This window comes from Flavobacterium melibiosi, assembly GCF_048158545.1.
Classification (GTDB): domain Bacteria; phylum Bacteroidota; class Bacteroidia; order Flavobacteriales; family Flavobacteriaceae; genus Flavobacterium; species Flavobacterium melibiosi.
Map to the genome: position 1 here is coordinate 224,900 of NZ_JBLNKU010000004.1, position 20,739 is coordinate 245,638.

At 35.0% G+C, this 20,739-nt stretch carries 18 protein-coding genes; 7 read left to right on the forward strand and 11 right to left on the reverse strand.

The window, feature by feature from the left end; genetic code table 11:
• Window positions 1-27: 27 nt before the first annotated feature.
• The 3 genes from ACM55F_RS06745 to ACM55F_RS06755 form a co-directional block, all read right to left on the reverse strand.
• Window positions 28-1,023 (reverse strand): NAD(P)H-dependent glycerol-3-phosphate dehydrogenase, encoded by a 996-nt coding sequence (locus tag ACM55F_RS06745; protein WP_416853022.1) that lies wholly within the window; start codon window positions 1,021-1,023, stop codon window positions 28-30.
• A 314-nt stretch (window positions 1,024-1,337) separates the two neighbouring features.
• Complete coding sequence (locus ACM55F_RS06750; protein ID WP_416853023.1) at window positions 1,338-2,501, reverse strand: iron-containing alcohol dehydrogenase; 1,164 nt, start codon at window positions 2,499-2,501, stop codon at window positions 1,338-1,340.
• A gap of 5 nt (window positions 2,502-2,506) precedes the next feature.
• Entirely contained in the window at window positions 2,507-3,271 is a 765-nt protein-coding gene (locus tag ACM55F_RS06755) for a type 1 glutamine amidotransferase domain-containing protein (RefSeq protein WP_416853024.1), read from the reverse strand.
• Window positions 3,272-3,357: 86 nt separating this feature from the next.
• Here ACM55F_RS06755 and ACM55F_RS06760 point away from each other — a divergent pair, with 86 nt between their 5' ends.
• Window positions 3,358-4,254: a LysR family transcriptional regulator gene (locus tag ACM55F_RS06760; protein ID WP_416853025.1), complete on the forward strand. Its 897-nt coding sequence runs from the start codon at window positions 3,358-3,360 to the stop codon at window positions 4,252-4,254.
• 1 nt (window position 4,255) lies between these two features.
• Here the strand turns inward: ACM55F_RS06760 and ACM55F_RS06765 are convergent, their stop codons facing one another.
• The 6 genes from ACM55F_RS06765 to ACM55F_RS06790 form a co-directional block, all read right to left on the reverse strand.
• Window positions 4,256-4,960, reverse strand: coding sequence for a hypothetical protein (locus tag ACM55F_RS06765; RefSeq protein ID WP_416853026.1), 705 nt, complete (start codon window positions 4,958-4,960; stop codon window positions 4,256-4,258).
• Window positions 4,961-5,572, reverse strand: coding sequence for a nicotinate (nicotinamide) nucleotide adenylyltransferase (gene nadD, locus ACM55F_RS06770; protein ID WP_416853027.1), 612 nt, complete (start codon window positions 5,570-5,572; stop codon window positions 4,961-4,963).
• A gap of 77 nt (window positions 5,573-5,649) precedes the next feature.
• Window positions 5,650-6,222, reverse strand: coding sequence for a guanylate kinase (gmk, locus tag ACM55F_RS06775; RefSeq protein WP_416853028.1), 573 nt, complete (start codon window positions 6,220-6,222; stop codon window positions 5,650-5,652).
• Between the two features lie 83 nt (window positions 6,223-6,305).
• The gene (locus tag ACM55F_RS06780) at window positions 6,306-7,166 is read right to left on the reverse strand and encodes a YicC/YloC family endoribonuclease (protein WP_416853029.1); all 861 of its coding nucleotides are present in this window, start codon (window positions 7,164-7,166) and stop codon (window positions 6,306-6,308) included.
• A 163-nt stretch (window positions 7,167-7,329) separates the two neighbouring features.
• Window positions 7,330-8,301: a DMT family transporter gene (locus ACM55F_RS06785; RefSeq protein ID WP_416853031.1), complete on the reverse strand. Its 972-nt coding sequence runs from the start codon at window positions 8,299-8,301 to the stop codon at window positions 7,330-7,332.
• Window positions 8,301-8,651, reverse strand: coding sequence for an arsenate reductase family protein (locus tag ACM55F_RS06790; RefSeq protein ID WP_416853032.1), 351 nt, complete (start codon window positions 8,649-8,651; stop codon window positions 8,301-8,303). Before ACM55F_RS06790 ends, ACM55F_RS06785 begins: the two co-directional genes overlap by 1 nt.
• Window positions 8,652-8,727: 76 nt before the next feature.
• Between ACM55F_RS06790 and ACM55F_RS06795 the strand changes: the two genes are divergently transcribed.
• Entirely contained in the window at window positions 8,728-9,183 is a 456-nt protein-coding gene (locus ACM55F_RS06795; RefSeq protein ID WP_416853034.1) for a DinB family protein, read from the forward strand.
• Window positions 9,184-9,313: 130 nt separating this feature from the next.
• Here the strand turns inward: ACM55F_RS06795 and ACM55F_RS06800 are convergent, their stop codons facing one another.
• Window positions 9,314-10,057 (reverse strand): DUF3298 and DUF4163 domain-containing protein, encoded by a 744-nt coding sequence (locus tag ACM55F_RS06800; RefSeq protein ID WP_416853035.1) that lies wholly within the window; start codon window positions 10,055-10,057, stop codon window positions 9,314-9,316.
• A 188-nt stretch (window positions 10,058-10,245) separates the two neighbouring features.
• Here ACM55F_RS06800 and ACM55F_RS06805 point away from each other — a divergent pair, with 188 nt between their 5' ends.
• The gene (locus tag ACM55F_RS06805) at window positions 10,246-11,391 is read left to right on the forward strand and encodes a cystathionine gamma-synthase (protein ID WP_416853037.1); all 1,146 of its coding nucleotides are present in this window, start codon (window positions 10,246-10,248) and stop codon (window positions 11,389-11,391) included.
• Window positions 11,392-11,461: 70 nt separating this feature from the next.
• Here the strand turns inward: ACM55F_RS06805 and ACM55F_RS06810 are convergent, their stop codons facing one another.
• Window positions 11,462-12,265 carry a THC0290_0291 family protein gene (locus ACM55F_RS06810; protein ID WP_416853039.1) on the reverse strand — a complete coding sequence of 268 codons (804 nt, stop codon included), beginning with the start codon at window positions 12,263-12,265 and terminating at the stop codon, window positions 11,462-11,464.
• Window positions 12,266-12,544: 279 nt separating this feature from the next.
• On the opposite strand from ACM55F_RS06810, the gene gdhA reads away from it, so the two are divergent.
• The 4 genes from gdhA to ileS all read left to right on the forward strand — a co-directional run bounded on the left by gdhA (window position 12,545) and on the right by ileS (window position 20,739).
• Window positions 12,545-13,888, forward strand: coding sequence for an NADP-specific glutamate dehydrogenase (gene gdhA / locus ACM55F_RS06815; RefSeq protein ID WP_416853040.1), 1,344 nt, complete (start codon window positions 12,545-12,547; stop codon window positions 13,886-13,888).
• 123 nt (window positions 13,889-14,011) lie between these two features.
• A complete protein-coding gene (gene porZ, locus ACM55F_RS06820) occupies window positions 14,012-16,300 on the forward strand; it encodes a type IX secretion system anionic LPS delivery protein PorZ (protein ID WP_416853041.1) in 2,289 nt (762 codons plus the stop codon).
• Between the two features lie 90 nt (window positions 16,301-16,390).
• Window positions 16,391-17,104 carry a DNA repair protein RecO gene (recO, locus tag ACM55F_RS06825; protein ID WP_416853042.1) on the forward strand — a complete coding sequence of 238 codons (714 nt, stop codon included), beginning with the start codon at window positions 16,391-16,393 and terminating at the stop codon, window positions 17,102-17,104.
• 176 nt (window positions 17,105-17,280) lie between these two features.
• On the forward strand, window positions 17,281-20,739 hold the full coding sequence (ileS, locus tag ACM55F_RS06830; protein WP_416853043.1) for an isoleucine--tRNA ligase: 3,459 nt from the start codon (window positions 17,281-17,283) through the stop codon (window positions 20,737-20,739).

Sequence of the window (20,739 nt, forward strand, 5' to 3'; positions counted from 1 at the left end):
ATTTAAATCTGTAATCTCTTATCCGAATTAATCCAATTGATCCGTCAGTGCCTTAAAAATAGTTTTAGCATCTTTTCCTTCGTATAGAATCTCATAAACCGCATCAATAATTGGAGTTTTAGCTCCGTAAACCTGATTAAGTTTATAAGCACTTTTAGCAGCATAATAACCTTCGGCAACCATACTCATTTCCATCATTGCTGATTTTACGGTGTAGCCTTTACCAATCATATTCCCAAACATTCTATTTCTGGAGAATACAGAATAACCGGTAACCAATAAATCGCCTAAGTAAGCGGAATCATTGATGTTACGTTTCATTTTATGCACCTTCTTGATGAATTTTTTCATCTCCCGAATGCCATTACTCATCAACACCGACTGGAAATTGTCACCATAACCTAATCCGTGTGCCATTCCAGCTGCAATAGCATAAATGTTTTTTAGCATGGCGGCATATTCGGTACCTATAATATCATCTGTAATCTTCGTTTTAATATAATTTCCAGATAAATTTTTAGCAACGATTTTGGCTTTATCAGGATCTCCGCAGGCGATGGTTAGATAGGATAATCGCTCCATGGCTACTTCTTCTGCGTGACAAGGACCGGTAATTACACCTATATTATAATAAGGGATGTCATATTTGACATGGAAATGCTCGCCTACAATTAAGCTTGTTTCAGGAACAATACCTTTTATTGCCGAAAAAATGATTTTATCTTTCAATGAAACGGTCAGTTTCTCCAATTCAGCATCTAAAAAAGCGGATGGAATTGCAAAGATGATATAATCAGCATAAGCCACAGCTTCATTGATATCGCTCGTGAGTTTGAGTTTTTTGACGTCAAATTCAACAGAACTTAAATAATTTGGATTGTGTTTGTAGGTTTTAATGTGTTCTATTGCAGCTTCATTACGCATATACCAAGAAATCTCTGAGAGATTTACGCAGAGCATCTTTGCAATTGCTGTTGCCCAACTTCCCCCGCCAATCACTGCAAATTTTATATTTTCGGCCATTTTTTTATTAAATTTAATCAAAAGTACTTAAAAAAGTAGTGATTATACAAATAAAATTGGAACAAGAAATTTGCATTTTCAGAGTTTTAAAAATGTAATAATTATACAGGTTAAAAAATAATTTTACTTTTTTTACTTTTTAACACAATATGTATATGTAATCTTCGTTGTAAATGTTTATAAATTAATTATTTAACAAATATAATGCAGATTGAATTAGTTGGTTTTGTTTTAGTATTTTAAAAGGCGTCCCCATTTAAAAATGAGAACGCCTTTTTATTTAAACTGCTTCAATCAGTATCTAGTTATTTAAATTAATAACTCATTTCAACAATTGATTTTACCTTTTCTAAAGTGATATTTTGCTTTTCTCCCAATCCTAACCAACCTCTTTCTTCAAAACGATTTACAATAAAATCAGCCGTTTTGTCAAACTCTTTAGTATAATCGGATAATTTAGTTTCCATTCCCATAGTATGGAAAAATTCAACGGTTTTGTTGATGGCTTCGTTAGCGATTTCGTCCTCAGTTCCAGTTAAGTTGAAAATACGTTTTCCGTATTGTGCCAATTTTCCCTTTTTAGTTTCAAACATCACTCGGTATAAATTTGGACCCACAACAGCCAATGTTCTGGCATGATCGATTCCATACAAAGCCGTTAATTCATGTCCAATCATGTGCGTTGCCCAATCCGAGGGAACTCCTTTCTGGATTAATCCATTTAAAGCCATGGTACAACTCCACATAAAATTAGAAGCTAAAGCATAATCTTTAGGATTATCAACCACTTCAGGGCCAACTTGAATCAAAGTTTGTAAAATACTTTCGGCAATTCTATCTTGAAGATACCCTTTGTGCGGATACGTTAAATATTGTTCTAAAACATGGGTATACGCATCAACAACTCCGTTTTGCAATTGTCTTTTTGGTAAAGATTCAATTACGGTTGGATCGCAAATAGAAAATTTAGGAAACAAGGCGCTACCGCCAAATGATAGTTTTTCTTGTGTAGATTCAATAGTAACAACTCCGCCGGAATTCATTTCACTTCCGGTTGCCGGTAACGTTAGAATAGTTCCAAAAGGAACAATTTTAGATAAATCTTTAGTCAACACTCTTTTTTGAAGAATATCAATTGGATTTCCGTCAGAATGTACGGCAGCCGAAATGAATTTTACCCCATCAATTACGGAACCACCACCTACGGCGAGTATGAAATCTATTTTTTGTTCTTTGATAACCGCAACTGCTTTCATCAATGTTTCAAAATGTGGATTTGGTTCAATTCCACCAAATTCCACGATTTCAAAACCTTTTAGCGTATTGATTACTTGGTCATAAATTCCATTTTTGAAAATGCTTCCACCGCCATACGCGAGAAGAATTTTTGCTCCTTGTGGAACTAAAGTGGGAAGTTTTTCAATTTGTCCTTTTCCAAAAATTAAATTAGTAGGATTGTATAATTCGAAATTTAACATGTTTTTTATTTTTTTGAATTCAATTGGTTTAATAATTTTTCTGCAACTAATTTAGACGAAGCCGGGTTTTGACCCGTAATCAATAAACCATCTTCCACGGCATAAGGCTGCCAGTCGCCTATTTTTGAATACGTTGCGCCATTAGCTTTCAAAGCATCTTCCAATAAAAATGGAACTACATTCGTTAATCCCACCGCTTCTTCCTCAGTATTTGAAAATCCAGTTACTTTTTTACCTTTTACTAAAAATTCTCCATTTACTTTTACGTTTTTCAACACCGCTGGTGAATGACAAACAAAAGCGACCGGTTTGTTATTAGTGTAAAATGCTTCAATCAAAGCGCTTGAATTTTTATCTGTAGCTAAATCCCATAACGGGCCGTGACCTCCTGGATAAAAAACCGCATCATAATCAGACTCTTTTACATCGGCTAATTTGTGCGTATTTTTCAGTTTTGCCAATAATTCGGTATCGCTGTCAAATCTTTTAGTATCTTCAGTTGCAGCAGATGGATTTTCACTTTTTGGATCAATGGGTGGTTGTCCACCTAGCGGAGTGGCAACATCAATGGTTACTCCTTTATCTAATAATTCGTAATAAGGTGCTGCGAATTCTTCTGTCCAAAATCCTGTTTTTTCTCCCGTGTTACCTAATTTATCGTGACTGGTGACAACAAATAATACCTTTTTCATACTTTTTTTATTTTGTGCAGTTGTTGTAAGGCAACTTACGGTTAATGCTATAATGGCAAATAATGCGATTTTCTTCATTTCTAATTTTGTTTGTACAAATTTAGGACGAATATGCTATTAGTAAAAATAATTTAAATTATGTTTGTGATAAATATATTTATATCATGGTCAATCTCGAATGGTACAGAACCTTTAAATCAGTTTATAAAAACGGGAATTTTTCTTTGGCTGCCAAAGAATTGTTTATTAGTCAACCTGCTGTTAGTCAGCAAATATCCATGTTGGAAGCGCATGTAGGCTATAAGCTTTTCAATAGAAAGTCAAAAGGTGTGGAACCAACGGAATATGCTAAGTTACTTAATAATTTAATCATCGAGGCGTTAGACCGATTGGAAAATGTGGAGAACGGTTTTCGTGCCAAAGCGTTTGATGCAAACCGATTAATTTCAATTGGAATTTCGAAACATTTGATGCACAGTTTGGGAAGTGCCCTAGTTTCAAAATTTGAATTTATCGATTTTAGTTTTCATGAAAACGACACGCTTTTTGAATTGGTAGATTCTAAAAAACTTGATTTTGCGGTTGTCACCAAAAAATATGACACGTTTGACACCATTCAGAAAAAGGTTGGGGAAATTAAACAAGTGATTGTAGGTTCCAATAATATCGATGCTTCCGAATTAAAATCCAATATCAAAATTAAAAATTTCTCTGCAATTGAACATTGGTTAAACGACCAAAAATGGTTCAGTCACAATGCGCAGATTCCGCATATCAAATTGTTTTGGTTGCATGTTTTCAACAAAAAAAGACCCTCGATGATTCCCAATTATATCATTCCATCCGAATATGAAATGCTGGAAATAATTTCGAAAAATACCGGAATAGCTGTTGTTTGGGATTGCAATGCGAAAAGTCTAATAGCAGAAAATAAAATCCAATTGTTGTGGAACAGCAAGCAAATGCCAAGTACAGAAGTATTTTTATTATCCGGTAAAAACGACAATTTGAATACTATTTTTGAAAATATTGAAGTAGAATTGAAAAGAGTTTTGGGGTAATTTAAGAACAATATTTTGCTCTCATTTCTTTGGCTTCTTCATCTGAAGAATATCCCATGATGAGTAATCCTTCAGTGCAACCAATCTTTTTTTCTTTTAATAACTTAGTTATGAATTTTCGAAATTGAGTGTTATCTCTATGACTACTTGGTATAAAGTCTAAATAATTTCTATTGTATTTTATTTTTTCCTGACAGATGATGTTAACTAAATTACCGTAAAAATATTCAACATAATATTCAGTATTTATTTCAAAATAAAATTCCTTGTACTCATCATCAAGAGTAAAAGAAATAAAATTGGAGAGTCCATTTGTATAACTTGGTCCATATTTATAATTTCCTGTTGGCTTTCCATAATAATCGCCAACAGAAACTTTTAAATTAGAAATGTCTTTATAAAAAAAACGTGTATTATCGGTTTCTATATATTCGCTCTCAAATCGTATGTTTCCTTCAAAAAAACCATTTACGTTTTCATGTTCTTTTAATCGAATTATAAAACTTAAAATATGGCCAAAAAAAGCAGTTAATAAAATCCAGCTAAAATAGTAAGGTATCTTTATATTCCATTTGTCTTCGATAAAGTAAAGTGCTGTTCCAAGACAGAAAGCTATAGCTAAGGAGTAATTTGAAAGCTTTTCTGAAAAAGTCAGATTCCAACCTTTCTTTTTTATAGGATGAAAAATTCTAAAGTACAGTGTCATTTACTTCTTATAAAAGTTATTATGATCAATGTATTCCCAAACTTTTGCAGGCAATAACGGCTGCACATTTTTCCCTTTTTTGATATTATCCCGAATAAATGTCGATGATATTTCAACAACAGGTGCATCAATCATGTGGATTTTTGGATGGTTTTTGAAAGTTGCATTTTCTGTTTCCGAGGAAATTGCTTCGCCTGTTCGGCCTTTGGCATCGAGTCTTGGATACACATAAATATCGTGATGTGCCAGAATAGCTTCGTAGTTTTTCCATTTGTGCAACGACCTGAGATTGTCTTCGCCCATGATTAAGGAGAACTCATAATTTGGATATTTTTCCTGTAAGTGAACGAGAGTATTCACGGTGTAATTCGGTTGTGACAATTTAAACTCAATATCCGAAGGTTTGATTTTTGGGAAATCTTCTGAGGCAAGATGTACCATTTGCAAGCGATGGTAATCATCGAGCAACGTGCTTTTTTTCTTCAGAGGATTGTGTGGCGTAACCACCATCCAAACTTGGTCTAAATCAGCATGCTCCGCCATGTGATTGGCAATGATGAGATGTCCAACATGAATGGGATTAAACGTTCCGAAATACAGACCTATTTTCATTTACCAGGGTTTTAGGTTTTGGATTTTAGGTGTTGATTCTAATTAAAACCGAGCACCTAAAACCTAAAGTCAATATTTTATTTCACGAAATTCTTTACCAATTGATACGCTTCTTCAAGAGCAATATCCAAATCGTAGTTTTTTATAATAACATCAAACTGTGGTGCTGTTGCCAGTTCAACGGAGGCTTTTGCAATACGCATATTGATTTTGTCTTCACTCTCAGTAGAACGTTCCTTTAATCTTCTTTTGAGTTCATCCACGCTTGGTGGTTTCACGAAAACAGCTAAAGTTTCATCAGGGAATTTATGTTTGATACGCAATCCGCCAGATACATCAATATCAAAAATCACGTTTTTTCCTTTGGCCCAAATGCGTTCCACTTCACTTTTTAAGGTTCCGTAGAAATTATCGCGATAGACTTCTTCCCATTCTACAAAATCTTCGTTTTTGATGTGCGTTTTAAATTCTTCTAATGACATGAAATAATAATCTTTTCCATTTACTTCTTCGCCACGTGCTTCACGTGTCGCTGCGGAAATAGAAAATTCAAGATTCAAATCTTCTTTGCTTAATAAATGCCTAACTATGGTAGTTTTTCCAGATCCTGATGGTGCCGAAAAAACGATTAATTTTCCTCCTGTACTCATGTTGTTATTTAATTCTAGTCGCAATGAATGCTTCTATCTTTATGCATAAAGACGCGATGAATCGCGTCTCTACCTAATATGTTTTACAATACGTTCAATACCTGTTCCTTAATTTTTTCCAATTCGTCTTTCATCTGAACGACTAATTTCTGCATTTGTGCGTGATTGGATTTAGAACCCATCGTGTTGATTTCACGTCCCATTTCCTGGGTGATGAAACCTAGTTTTCTACCGTTGGCTTCGGTTCCGTTGATGGTTTCCAAGAAATAATCCAAGTGATTCGTCAAACGTACTTTTTCTTCGGTGATGTCTAATTTTTCTAAATAATAAATCAATTCCTGCTCAAAACGATTTTCGTCTACATTAACTTTAAGTTCTGAGATAGCAGTTTGTAAACGGTCTTTTATGGCTTGAACACGCTCTGGATCAAGTGCCAAAGCTTCGGTCATGTATAGACGAATATTGCCAATTCGCAATTGAAATTCTTTTTCAAGAGACATTCCTTCATCTCTTCTAAAGTTCAAGATATTTTGTAACGCTTCTTCGATAACAGTTTGGATTTGAACCCAGTCGTTTTCATCAATTTCATCACGTTCTATTTTCATGGTATCCGGCATGCGAATAGCCATTTTCATTAATTCAGTTTCATCAGCATCAGCATAAACTTCTCTCAACTGGTTAATGTATGCTTTTATAATTGGCACATTAACTTTGGTAGAAGTTTGTTCAGCGGTACTTTCGATAAAAATAGAAAAATCTACTTTTCCTCTTTCCAGTTTTAGGGCAATTTGGTTGCGTAAACCCAATTCCATTTCGCGGTACAGCGAAGGCATTCTCACATTCAAATCCAAACCTTTACTGTTTAAGGATTTTACTTCTACCGTGATTTTTTTGGTTGGTAATTGCAAAGTCGCTTTACCAAAACCCGTCATTGATTGTATCATATAATTTTCTAAAAGAGGTCAAAGATAATAAAAAAGTGGTCAGTGGTCAGTTTTCAGTTGTTTTTGAACAGATTGGATTTGTTTAAAGCTTCTATTTTTTCAAATGCCTTCTATGGTTAAATTTTTAATGTGTTTTTTAAACATATAAGAAATGAAAGGACATTTAAGAAGAAATGTTTTTTATTAAGGGAATTTTATCAGGTATCTTTTTTGGTTTTTTACCGAGATTGAAAACTAATTTTTTCTTCTGTGTTACCAAATAAACGCCGACAAATATTAAAACTGCGGAAACAATTTTCACCAAACTCAATTCGTCTTTGCCTAAGCTTATCGCAAAAATAGTTGCGAATAGCGGTTGTAAATAAATAAAAACGGCAACCGTGGTTGGTTTTAATTCTTTCATCGAAAGCAAATTCAGCAAATAGGTCAGGAATGTTGAAAAAACAACCACAAATCCTATTTTCCAGCAAATATCCATTGGAACCAAAGCCCATTCAACAGTTTGAAATTGGCTCCAGCCAAAAGGCAAAACCATAATAAATCCGAACAAATAAATCCATTTTACAAAGGTAAAGGCATTGTATTTATCCATTAATTTCTTGACGATAATCAGGTAGAATCCATAGGAAATGGCGTTGACCAAAACCAGAAAATTCCCCAATCCGGCGTTTGTGGCGGTGCCAATGGATTTCCCATACAGAATGAGAAATGCAGTTCCTATCAGACCAAGGATAATCCCAAAAACCATTCGTTTTTGCATGCGTTCCTTCATAATCAATGCCGAAAGCGTCAAAACAATCATCGGTGTCGAAACCATGATCACCGCAGCACTAATGGGAGAAGTAAGGCTTAATCCTTTGAAAAATGTAAGCATATTAAACGCCACACCAAAAAATGCGGCTGCAATAATTCGAGGAAAATCATTGAGCGCAATTTTCTCGTTGCGAGTAAGGCGAAGCAATCTCATTATAAACCAAATTAGCCAAAACAAAATCATCGAACCACCAGCGCGCAACAAGATAAAGCCATAGGCGTCAATGTACAAGGGCATGACATCTTTGGCAATGGTAAACGTAACGCCGTAAATCAAGGAAACAATGGTGGCACAGATAAGCGCAATGTTTCTTTTGGACATTATGCCAAAGCTTTCATTACTTGTAGCATGTTTTGTTGCGTATTACCTATGAAAATTTTGCCATCAATAATAAAAACTGGACGACTCAAAAAAGTATAATGCTCAAGAATATATTTTTTGAAATCATCTTCAGTTAAAGATTTATTCTTAAAATCCATTGATTTGTACAATTGTGCTTTTTTGCTGAAAAGCGCTTCGTAACTTCCGGAAAGTTCGCGCATTTGCTCCAATTCTTCCACTGTAATTGGATCTTGTTTGATGTCGTGAAACTTAAAATCATGGTCTTTCGGTAATGATTTTATGATTTTCCTGCAGGTATCGCAAGAAGCGAGATAATATATTTTGTCCATGTAAATAGCGATTTCTTTGTGCAAAGAAAAATCATTTGAGACGTAAAATGATTATTTTTATCAAAAAATTAGAAAAATGAATCAAACATTTGACGTCAACGCTACCAGCAGAAATATGGTTTCAAAATTTCTGGCTGGTTACACTTTAGAGCAACTCAACACGATTCCTGAGGGATTTAGCAATAATTTGATTTGGAATATTGGCCACATTATCGTGACGCAGCAACTGTTAGTGTACAAACTCTCAGGTTTACCCATGATGATTTCAGACGAATTAGTGGAAAAATATAAAAAGGGAACTAAGCCGGAACATATTGCCATACAAACTGAAGTAGATGAAATAAAATCTTTATTATTTGAAACTATTAATCAAACCAAAGCTGATTATGACAATCAAATCTTCAAAAATTACAATGAATATCCAACCTCTACTGGTTTTATTTTAAAAAGTGTTGAGGATGCCTTAGCTTTTAATAATCTCCACGAAGCGCTTCACATTGGGATTATGATGAGCATTAGAAAGTTTATTTAGGAGTTATTTTCGGTATAATCGATATTATAGTCTCGTTAAAAAAACGAGACTATAAATAGGATTTTCGCTGTATTGCGACTAAACATATTGCAACTTCCGGCATTTTTCAATTCTTCAGCAAAGTTTTGTTTTATTTTGCGAGTAAATAATCATTTACTTCTTTATAAGAGAATAACAATTCTTTTGGTCCGTCAGCATACGATGCCGCTTCATAGGAATTGTAATAAAGGAGTAATCCTTTATCGGTATAAAAAATATTTTGGGGCAGATAAAATTTCTCATCCTCAAACATCAATCCAGTTGAATTTATAGATTTGTTTTCCGGAATTTTATATTTGGCTCTGAATTTTTTTTCGGCGAAAGCGGTAAAAGCATTCTTATCTTTAAATAATTTATTGTTCGAAATAAATTTTCCGGTGTTAGGATCAAACAGCAGCGAACGCAACCCCTGATAGCCATGAGCGCCACCAGTATAGGTGTAATGTTTTATTTCTATATTCAATATACTGTCGGATTGGTATTTTATACTTCCTTCAATGTCGGCTTCCCAACCAAATTTGTCATTCGGAAATTCTTTCTGAATTTTTTCATAGGAACCGATAAAAGAGGTTAACAGTCCGTTATAATTCGTTGAAGTATATGGCTTTTCGCCAAAATAAATAATCTCCTTCAATACTGAAAACACTTTTTTATTGATGCTGTCCGCAACAACGGGAACATCCTTTGCGACAGGAATTTTTACAGTTATCTGAGGGCAATTTTCCTTGCAGGGCAAAGTCGTTTTTTTCTTGAAAGATTGGTCTTCAAAAACCAATTCGTTAGAACAACGCGCCACAGAAAAAAGTAATAAGGAAAAAAGGATAAAGTGTTTCATTTCAAAATTGTTAATTATATACAAAGGTATCAACTTGTGACTTGGTTAGAATAAATTAAAAGGTAAATTTGTAAAACAATTCAGCATTTGAAAATTAAACGATATGAAATCGCCATGATTCAAAATCACAAAATAATAATGAAAAATGGCGATACCATATTCCATTAAAAAATAAATATTATCTACATATGAAATTTAATACTAAAGTTATTCACGGTGGTCAGCATCATGATCCTAGTACGGGAGCAGTAATGCCACCAGTATATCAAACGTCAACATTTGTACAAACAAGTCCTGGGCATCCTATAAATCCGGATTATGAATACAGTAGGGCTGCAAATCCAACTAGAAGCGCGCTTGAAAACGCATTGGCAAGTATTGAAAACGGAACACGAGGATTGGCTTTTTCATCAGGATTAGCAGCCACGGATTGTGTTTTACGTTCTTTTAAAGCTGGTGACGAAATCATAGCGATGGATGATTTGTATGGCGGAACCTATAGAATGTTTACCCGTATTTATAAAAATTCAGGTATAAAATTCCATTTTGTAGATATGAATGACATCGAGAAATTCAAGTCATTAATCAACGAAAACACAAAATTGGTTTGGGTTGAGACACCTACGAATCCTTTGATGAAATTAGCCGATATTCAGGAAATTGCAAAAATTACTGCAGCCAATAAAATCCTTTTTGCAGTAGACAATACTTTTGCAACTCCCTATTTACAAAAACCATTAGATTTAGGAGCTGATATTGTGATGCACTCTGCGACCAAATATCTTGGAGGACATTCTGATGTTATTGCAGGAGCATTGATTGTAAAAGACGAAGCACTGGGAGAACAATTGCATTTTCAACAATTTGCAACGGGAGCAACACTTGGGCCAATGGATAGTTTCTTAGTGCTTAGAGGAATAAAAACCTTGCATTTACGCATGGAAAGACATTGTGAAAACGGTGGAAAAGTGGTGGAGTTTTTAAGTAAGCATCCGAAAATTAAAACGGTTTATTATCCGGGATTACCGAGTCATCCGTATCATGAAATTGCCAAAAAGCAAATGAGTGGTTTTGGAGGTATGGTTTCGTTTACTTTTGTTTCGGGTAAAAAAGAAGATGCGATTGATTTTCTGGAGAAACTGAAAGTTTTCACCTTAGCAGAATCGCTTGGTGGAGTGGAATCATTAGCGAATCATCCCGCGTTAATGACGCATGCATCTATTCCGGAAGACAAACGAAAAGAAGTTGGAATCACTGACGATTTAGTTCGATTGAGTGTTGGTATTGAAGACGCCGAAGATTTAATCGAAGATTTAAAACAAGCATTAGCTTAAAAATATAGTTAAAAAAGAAACCCCAATTCTAATTTTAGAATTGGGGTTTCTTTTTTAAACGCTTGTGTTGCTATTGTAAGTAATAAATATAACCCACATTCAACCAAACTAACCAGTCGTTCGCTTTGTTTTCTTTAAAAAATTCGGGATTAGGATTTAAGCCATCTACCCAATTGGAAAAATAATATTGGAATCTTAAATCGATCATTAAATCTTGTAAAGGAGTCAGTTTATAACGGGATCCTACACTTGATACTACTGACCAAACCGATCCGCCTTCAGTAGAAAATCCATAAGGACGATCATCAGTAGGGACTAGATATTTAGGAAATGTAGTTAAAGGTGTTCCTAAAGTTCCCATTGTTGAATAAGCTTCGGCATTATAATAACTGAATTGGGCTCCAAGACTTACGAACGGCCCTATACTACCAATTCTTGCGGTAAAGTCTCTAATACTCAATGGGAAATATTCCAGTTGCATTCCAATATTTGTAACGGCGGTACTTCCTTTCATTGCACGTAATTGATCTGCTCCAAGAGAGGTTTTATTTGGTTCGACCCATTCTCCAAAATGCTCTAATTTGGTTTTATTATAAGAAAGTTCAGATCTTAATTTGAAATGGTCGTTAAAATAAGTTTCTGGAGTATAACAGTTACATTCGGCTTTATAAGAAAAGTTTAGGTAATGAATAATTCCAATTCCTATACCTGTATTTCCGGAGTTAGTGTCTAAATCGTAACGTTCACCATAGTCGGATTGAAAGGCCACAGGGCCAGCGATAATCCCTACTTCATGAGAAAATCCAAATTGTGCGCTTGAAATATTTGAAAATCCAAATAAAATAAATAAAGTAAAAATTGTTTGTTTGATCATTAGATGAAAAATTGTCAAATCTTGACAAATATATAAAAACATCATTCATTAAATTTAAAAAAGGAAGATTAAAAAATAAGTAAACAAATTCGTATTTACTTATGGAAACTATAACGATTTCGTAATAAACACTGTTGTAAATGTAGATTTCTTTAAAATAGGTTAATAAATAGATAATTCTATTGATAAAATAAAAATTTTACGCCAAATATTCTTTTTAGATGTATCTTTGTGAACACAAACGAAAACGTTTTCTTAAATGTTTATAATCTAATTATTATGTCACAAAGCATTACTACTTTTATCGAATCGGTTGCCAAAAAAAACCCGAACGAGCCGGAATTTATGCAAGCAGTTGTAGAAGTTGCTGAAACAGTAATTCCTTTTATCGAAGAGAATAAGAAATACCAAAACAAGATGCTTTTGGAAAGAATGGTTGAGTCAGATCGAATTATTACGTTTCGTGTAACTTGGATTGATGATAAAGGAGAAATTCAAGTGAATAGGGGATATCGTATTCAGATGAATTCTGCAATTGGACCATATAAAGGAGGAATTCGTTTTCATCCTTCAGTGAATTTAAGTATTCTGAAGTTCTTGGCTTTCGAACAAACTTTCAAAAATAGCTTAACTACATTGCCAATGGGTGGTGGAAAAGGTGGAGCAGATTTTGATACAAAAGGGAAATCGGATAATGAAGTGATGCGTTTTTGTCAAAGTTTCATGACGGAATTATGCAAACATATTGGTGCAGATACGGATGTTCCTGCTGGAGATATTGGTGTTGGAGGAAGAGAAGTGGGTTATATGTTTGGTCAATATAAAAGAATCAGAAACGAATTTACTGGTGTTTTAACAGGTAAAGGAATCTCTTTTGGAGGATCATTGGTTAGGCCAGAAGCAACAGGTTATGGAGCAGTTTATTTTGCTCAAAGTATGTTGGCTACAAAAGGGGATAGTTTTACAGGAAAAACAGTTGTGATTTCCGGTTCTGGAAATGTAGCACAATATGCTGCTGAAAAAGCGACTCAATTAGGAGGAAAAGTAGTGACCATGTCAGATTCAGGAGGGTATATTTATGATGCTGATGGAATTGATGTTGATAAATTAGCTCATGTAATGGTAATTAAAAATGAGTTAAGAGGTAGGATTAGTGATTATATCACTAAATATCCAAATGCAAAATACGTTGCAGGAAAACGTCCTTGGGAAGTAAAATGTGATGTTGCATTGCCATGTGCTACTCAAAACGAATTGAATGAAGACGAAGCAAAAGCTTTAGTGGCACACGGATGTATCTGCGTAGCCGAAGGAGCAAACATGCCAACAACGCCAGATGCAGTACTCGTTTTTCAACACGCAAAATTATTATTCGCACCAGGAAAAGCATCTAATGCAGGTGGAGTTGCAACTTCGGGTTTAGAAATGTCTCAAAACTCATTAAGACTAAGCTGGAGTGCTGAAGAAGTTGACGAAAGATTAAAAGGAATTATGTTGAATATTCATGCTTCTTGTGTGAAATATGGTTCTGATGCTAATGGTTATGTTGACTATGTAAAAGGAGCCAACATTGCAGGATTTGTAAAAGTAGCTGATGCTATGCTAGCTCAAGGAGTGGTATAGATCAGGTTTAATTATAATTTAAAATGCCTTCTACCTACTTAAGGATAGAAGGCATTTTTTTGTGTAACAAAATTCTAATACTTTCGTTTGTTCTATATTTGTAAACCAATATTTATGCAAATAATGAAAAAGAGCGTTTTATATTTTTTGCTTTTACTTTTTACCCAAATGTGTTTTGCCCAAAGTAATCTGTTGTGGCAAGGATATTTCTCTTACAATGAAATTAAAGATCTATCAGAATCTACTTCCGCAGTTTTTGCTGCTTCAGAAAACGCCTTGTTTTCTAAAAATATAGCGACAAGCCAAATTAAAACCACCAACACTGTTGATGGGCTTTCCGGAGAAACTATTTCGGCATTATACTATAGCGCAACATTTAATAAAACAATTGTAGGATACGAAAACGGGTTGATAATAGTCATCAATGAAGCCGATGGAAGCATGCTCAATGTGGTCGATATTATCAATAAACAACTTCCTTCAAACATAAAAAAAATCAATCACTTCATGGAATTTGAAGGTGTTGCTTATGTTTCCTGTGATTTTGGAATTGTTCAATTCAATTTGGCTACCATGCAATTTGGGGATACCTATTTTATCGGTACAAATGGAGCTGAAATAATGGTGAACCAAACAACATTATTTAATGGTTTTGTTTATGCAGCTACAAATAGTGGTATAAAAAGAGCCGATATCTCCAATAAAAACTTAGTTGATTTCAGCCAATGGGAAACAATTGCTGCCGGAAATTGGTCTGGTGTAGCAACATTAGGCACAGATTTATTTGCTGTTAATGCTGCAGGGTACATTCATAAATACGATGCGGATGCTAATTTGTTTATGGGATATTTAGCACTATCATCACCAGCTTTAGATATGAGAGCAACTACTGGTTATTTGTTAGTAACGACTCTAAACAGTATTTATATTTACAACAGTCAGATGGCAATGGTGCGTCAAATAAGTACAAACCAAATTACGGAAAGAACTCCAAGTTTTAATTGTGCGACAATAATAGGGGATGCTATTTTTATTGGAACAACAGAAAATGGATTGATTACTACTTCCCTTTCTTCAGCTACGACTTTCGAAAATACGACTCCAATTGGTCCTTCTCGGAACAATATATTTGCGCTTGAAGCTACGACAAGTTCACTTTGGACGGTTTACGGAGATTATTCAGCAGATTATAATCCGTATCCGCTAGACAGTTATGGTATAAGTAAATTTAGTGCAACAGGATGGTTGAATATCCCTTATGAAGAAGTTTTAGGGGCACAATCGATGACCCGAATTACTGTTAATCCAAGCAATGAAAACGAAGTATATGCGAGTTCTTTTTTTTCGGGTTTGCTAAAAATTGAAGATGATACCCCTACAATTTTGTACAATCAAACCAATAGTGGTCTTGAGTCTTTGACCTTTGTAGGTCCTAATTATATAGATATAAGGGTTAACGGAACGGCATTTGATAAATCAGGAAATCTTTGGGTTACCACCAGCCGAATAAAAAATGGATTGAAAGTGTTCAAATCTAATGGACAATGGCAAAGTTATGCGATGGATGCTATTCTGGATTCGGCTATTGACAATAATTTTGGAACAATAGCTATTGATAAAAATGGAACTAAATGGCTTTCTACTAGTGAAGATGGGGTTATTGGTTTTAATGAAAGCAACAATGTCTTCAAAAAAATAACAACTGGACCAGATACTGGAAATTTGCCTGTTTCAAATGTAAACGTAGTTGCGGTAGATAGTAGAAACCAACTTTGGATAGGTACCACAAAAGGATTGCGGGTTTTGCGGAATGTAGGTAGTTTTCAAACAGAAGATCAGATGACGACGGACCCCATAATTATTTTAGACGATAATCTGGCGCAAGAATTATTATACGAACAATTTATTACTGATATTGTTGTTGACGGAGCAAATAATAAATGGATTGGCACCGCCGATTCGGGTTTGTTTCTTGTTTCGCCAAACGGTCAGGAAACCAAATATCATTTTACGATAAATAATTCGCCGTTGCCCAGCAATGTTATAAATGATATTGATATCAATAGCGCTACGGGCGAAGTTTTTATAGCAACAGCTAAAGGTTTGGTTTCTTTCAAAGGAACTGCGACTGCGCCAAATGATGATTTAAGCAATGCCTTTGTGTATCCAAATCCAGTGCGGCCGGAATACCAAGGAACCGTTAAAATTGCCGGATTGTTGGATAAAGCCCATATTAAGATCACGGATATCGAAGGGAATCTGGTTCATGAAACCATTTCTGAAGGCGGAACAATAGAATGGGATACCACTGCTTTTGGAAAACACAAAGTAGCTTCGGGTGTGTATATGATTTTTATTTCGGCGCAAGACGGAGTGGAAACAAAAGTTAAAAAAGTAATGATAATTAGATAGTGGTCAGTGATCAGTCCCGAAGCTTCCGGATAGTGGTCAGTTCTCTAAAATCTAAAAATCTAAGAAGTCTAATAATCTAAAAATCTAAACTTGTTAGTAAAAACTAAAGCGATTGTTCTTTCATCTTTAAAATTTCAAGAAAAAAGCTTGATTGTGAAATGCTTTACGCTGTCACATGGTTTGAAATCTTATTTCGTTCGGGATGCTTTTTCGAGTCGAAAAGCCAATCAGAAAATTGCTTATTTTCAACCATTGACCATTCTCGAAATTGAAGCAGTTCATAAGAACAAAGGCACTTTAGAAAATTTCAAGGAAATAAAAATAGGATCTCCTTTTCATTCCATTCATTCGGATATTTATAAAAGTACGATTGTGATGTTCATTTCGGAAATGCTGCATCATTCGATTCATGAAGAAGAAAAAAACGAGCCGCTGTTTACCTTTTTAGAAACCGCTATGCATTGGCTGGATAACCACGATGAAATTGCTAATTTTCATTTGATTTTATTATTGGAAACTACAAAATATTTGGGCTTTTACCCCGATATTTCTGATATGGATATGCCTTTTTTCGAAATGAACGAAGGTGTTTTCACGCCCTTTCATGCCATTAGTTCACTCACGGAACATGAAAGCAATTTATTCAAAAAATTGATTGATTTAAAATTTGATAATAATCAAAAAATATTCCATGTCATTGAAAGACAAATCGTTTTGAGAATACTGATTGATTACTATAGTTTTCACTTGGATGGCTTTAGAAAACCAAAATCGCTGGATGTTTTAAAAGAAGTTTTCTCATAGAAATTTGGGCGTGACCCTACGTAAAAACTTCGGGTCGGGCTGTTCGTTTCAATCTTTTATTCCGTAAACTCCATAAAAGGATTTCCTCTTCCATCCCTCACGCAAAAACTCATAACTCATAACTCATAATTCATAACTATTTCTTACTTTCGCACCTCGATTTAGAAAAGGATAAAATGAGCACAAAATTTACTGAATACAAAGGACTTGACTTACCAACTGTAGCGTCAGAAGTACTTGATTTTTGGAAGAAAGAAAATATATTCGAGAAAAGTGTAACCACTCGTGAAGGAAACCCACCATTCGTGTTTTTTGAAGGTCCGCCTTCGGCAAATGGTTTGCCTGGAATTCACCACGTAATGGCGCGTGCGATTAAAGATATTTTTTGCAGATATAAAACTCAAAAAGGGTTCCAAGTGAAGCGTAAAGCGGGCTGGGATACGCATGGTTTGCCAGTGGAACTGGGTACTGAAAAAGAATTAGGAATCACCAAAGAAGATATTGGAAAGACCATTTCCATCGAAGAATACAACGAAGCGTGTAAAAAAACTGTGATGCGTTATACCGACGTATGGAATGATTTGACCGAAAAAATGGGATATTGGGTTGATATGGAAGATCCATATGTGACGTACAAATCCAAATATATGGAAACGGTTTGGTGGATTTTGAAACAAATCTACAACAAGGATTTGATGTACAAAGGCTACACCATCCAACCGTATTCTCCAAAAGCAGGAACAGGATTATCTTCTCATGAAGTAAACCAACCGGGAAGTTATAGAGATGTGACGGATACGACAGTTGTCGCACAATTTAAAGTAATCGAAGCACATAGAGAATTGTTGTTCTCTAAGTTTTACGATTATATCACTTCAAAAAACTTACAGCATTACAAATTAGAAGCTTTAGATTTAGAGGAAATCTATTTCTTGGCTTGGACAACAACGCCTTGGACATTGCCAAGTAATACGGCTTTGACTGTAGGTCCAAGAATCGAATATGCTTTAGTAAAAACATTCAATCAATATACTTTTCGTCCGGTAACATTGATTTTGGCTAAAAATTTAGTTGGAAAACAATTTGGGAAAGGGTTCTTCGAAAGTGCTGAACCCGCTGATTTTGAAAATTTCAAAGAAGGCGACAAGAAAATTCCATATCAAATCCTTGCTGAATGCAAAGGAGCGGATTTAGTTGACATTCGTTACGAGCAATTATTGCCATTTGTGTTACCGTATCAAAATCCAGAAAATGCTTTTAGAGTAATTTCAGGGGATTTCGTTACTACAGAAGATGGAACAGGAATTGTACATACTGCGCCAACATTTGGTGCGGATGATGCCAAAGTGGCCAAAGAAGCTACGCCAGAGGTTCCACCAATGTTAGTTTTGGACGAAAATGGAACTCCAGTTCCGTTAGTAGATTTACAAGGAAAATTCACTTCGCATATGGGTGAATATGCCGGTAAATATGTGAAAAACGAATATTATAACGATGGTGAAGCGCCGGAACGTTCTATAGATGTTGAGATTGCCATTCGATTAAAAGAAGAAAATAAAGCCTTCAAGGTGGAGAAATACGTGCACAGTTACCCACATTGTTGGAGAACAGACAAGCCTATTTTATATTATCCTTTGGATTCGTGGTTTATAAAAATTTCTGAAGTTAAAGACAGAATGTTTGACCTGAACGAAACCATCAACTGGAAGCCAAAAGCGACTGGAGAAGGACGTTTTGGGAATTGGTTGAAAAATGCCAATGACTGGAATTTATCGCGTTCAAGATTCTGGGGAATTCCGTTACCAATTTGGAGAACTGAAGAAGGAACCGAAGAAATCTTAATAGGTTCCGTTGAAGAATTGTATAACGAAATTGAAAAATCAATCGCTGCAGGTTTCCAAAAAGAAAATCCTTTCAAAGGTTTCGAAATCGGAAATATGGCGGAAACAAATTATGACTTAGTTGATTTACATAAAAATGTAGTCGATGAAATTACTTTGGTTTCTGCTTCTGGAAAACCGATGACGCGTGAAGCGGACTTGATTGATGTTTGGTTTGATTCGGGTTCCATGCCTTATGCGCAATGGCATTATCCATTTGAAAACAAAGATAAAATTGACGAAAACAAAGATTTTCCTGCTGATTTCATTGCAGAAGGGGTGGATCAAACCCGTGGGTGGTTTTATACTTTACACGCTATTGGAACTTTGGTCTTTGATAAAGTAGCGTATAAAAATGTAGTTTCTAATGGATTGGTTTTAGACAAAAACGGACAAAAAATGTCCAAACGTTTAGGGAATGCAGCAGATCCATTTGAAACATTAAAAGAATATGGTCCAGATGCGACGCGTTGGTATATGATTTCCAATGCGAATCCTTGGGACAACTTGAAATTTGACCTAGAAGGAATCGCTGAGGTTCGCAGAAAATTCTTTGGAACATTGTACAACACGTATTCGTTCTTTAGTTTGTATGCTAATATTGATGGTTTCAAATTTGAAGAAGCGGAAATTCCGTTAAATGAAAGACCCGAAATTGATCAATGGATTATCTCGGAATTGAATACCTTGATAAAAGATGTTGATAGTTATTATGCGGATTACGAACCAACAAAAGCGGCCCGAGCAATCTCTGAATTTGTACAGGAAAACTTGAGTAACTGGTACGTTCGTTTGTGCAGAAGACGCTTCTGGAAAGGGGAATATGCACAGGACAAAATCGCGGCTTATCAAACCTTATATACTTGTTTGTTAACCATAAGTAAACTGGGAGCGCCTATCGCTCCGTTCTTTATGGACAAACTTTACAGAGATTTAACTTTAGCAACACAGTCGGAAAAATACGACAGTGTACATTTGGCGGAGTTTCCAAAACACGTTGAAAACTTTGTTAATAAAATGTTAGAGAGCAAAATGCAGAAGGCGCAGACCATTTCATCACTGGTTTTATCACTCCGAAAAAAGGAAATGATAAAGGTGCGTCAACCATTGCAAAAGGTAATGATACCAGTACTTGACGAGAATCAGAGAGCTGAAATCGAGGCCATTTCTGACCTTATAAAAGCAGAGGTAAACGTAAAAGAAATCGTACTTTTGGATGATGCTTCGGGTGTTTTGGTGAAACAAATTAAACCGAATTTTAAAGCGCTCGGACCACGTTTTGGAAAGGATATGGGGTTGATTTCTAAGCAAATACAAGGGTTTTCTAAAGAGCAGATCAGTCAATTGGACAAGGAAGGAAGCCTGGATATTGTTATTGCAGGAAATAACGTAACTTTAACATTAGAAGATGTAGAAATTACATCACAAGATATTGAAGGCTGGCTGGTGGCCAATTCTAACGGAATAACGGTTGCGCTTGACATTACAATTTCTGAAGAATTAAAGCAAGAAGGAATTGCCAGAGAATTGGTAAACAGAATTCAGAATATCCGTAAAGATTCAGGATTTGAAGTTACTGATAAAATTAAAGTTCAGCTGAAAAGAAATGGACTTTTAGAAGAGGCAATTCTTAAAAATGAAGCGTATATAAAATCAGAAACATTAACCAGCGATTTGGTTTTTGTAGATGAAATAGAAAACGGTACGGAAATTGAATTTGACGATATAAAAACAATGATATTAATTTCAAAATAA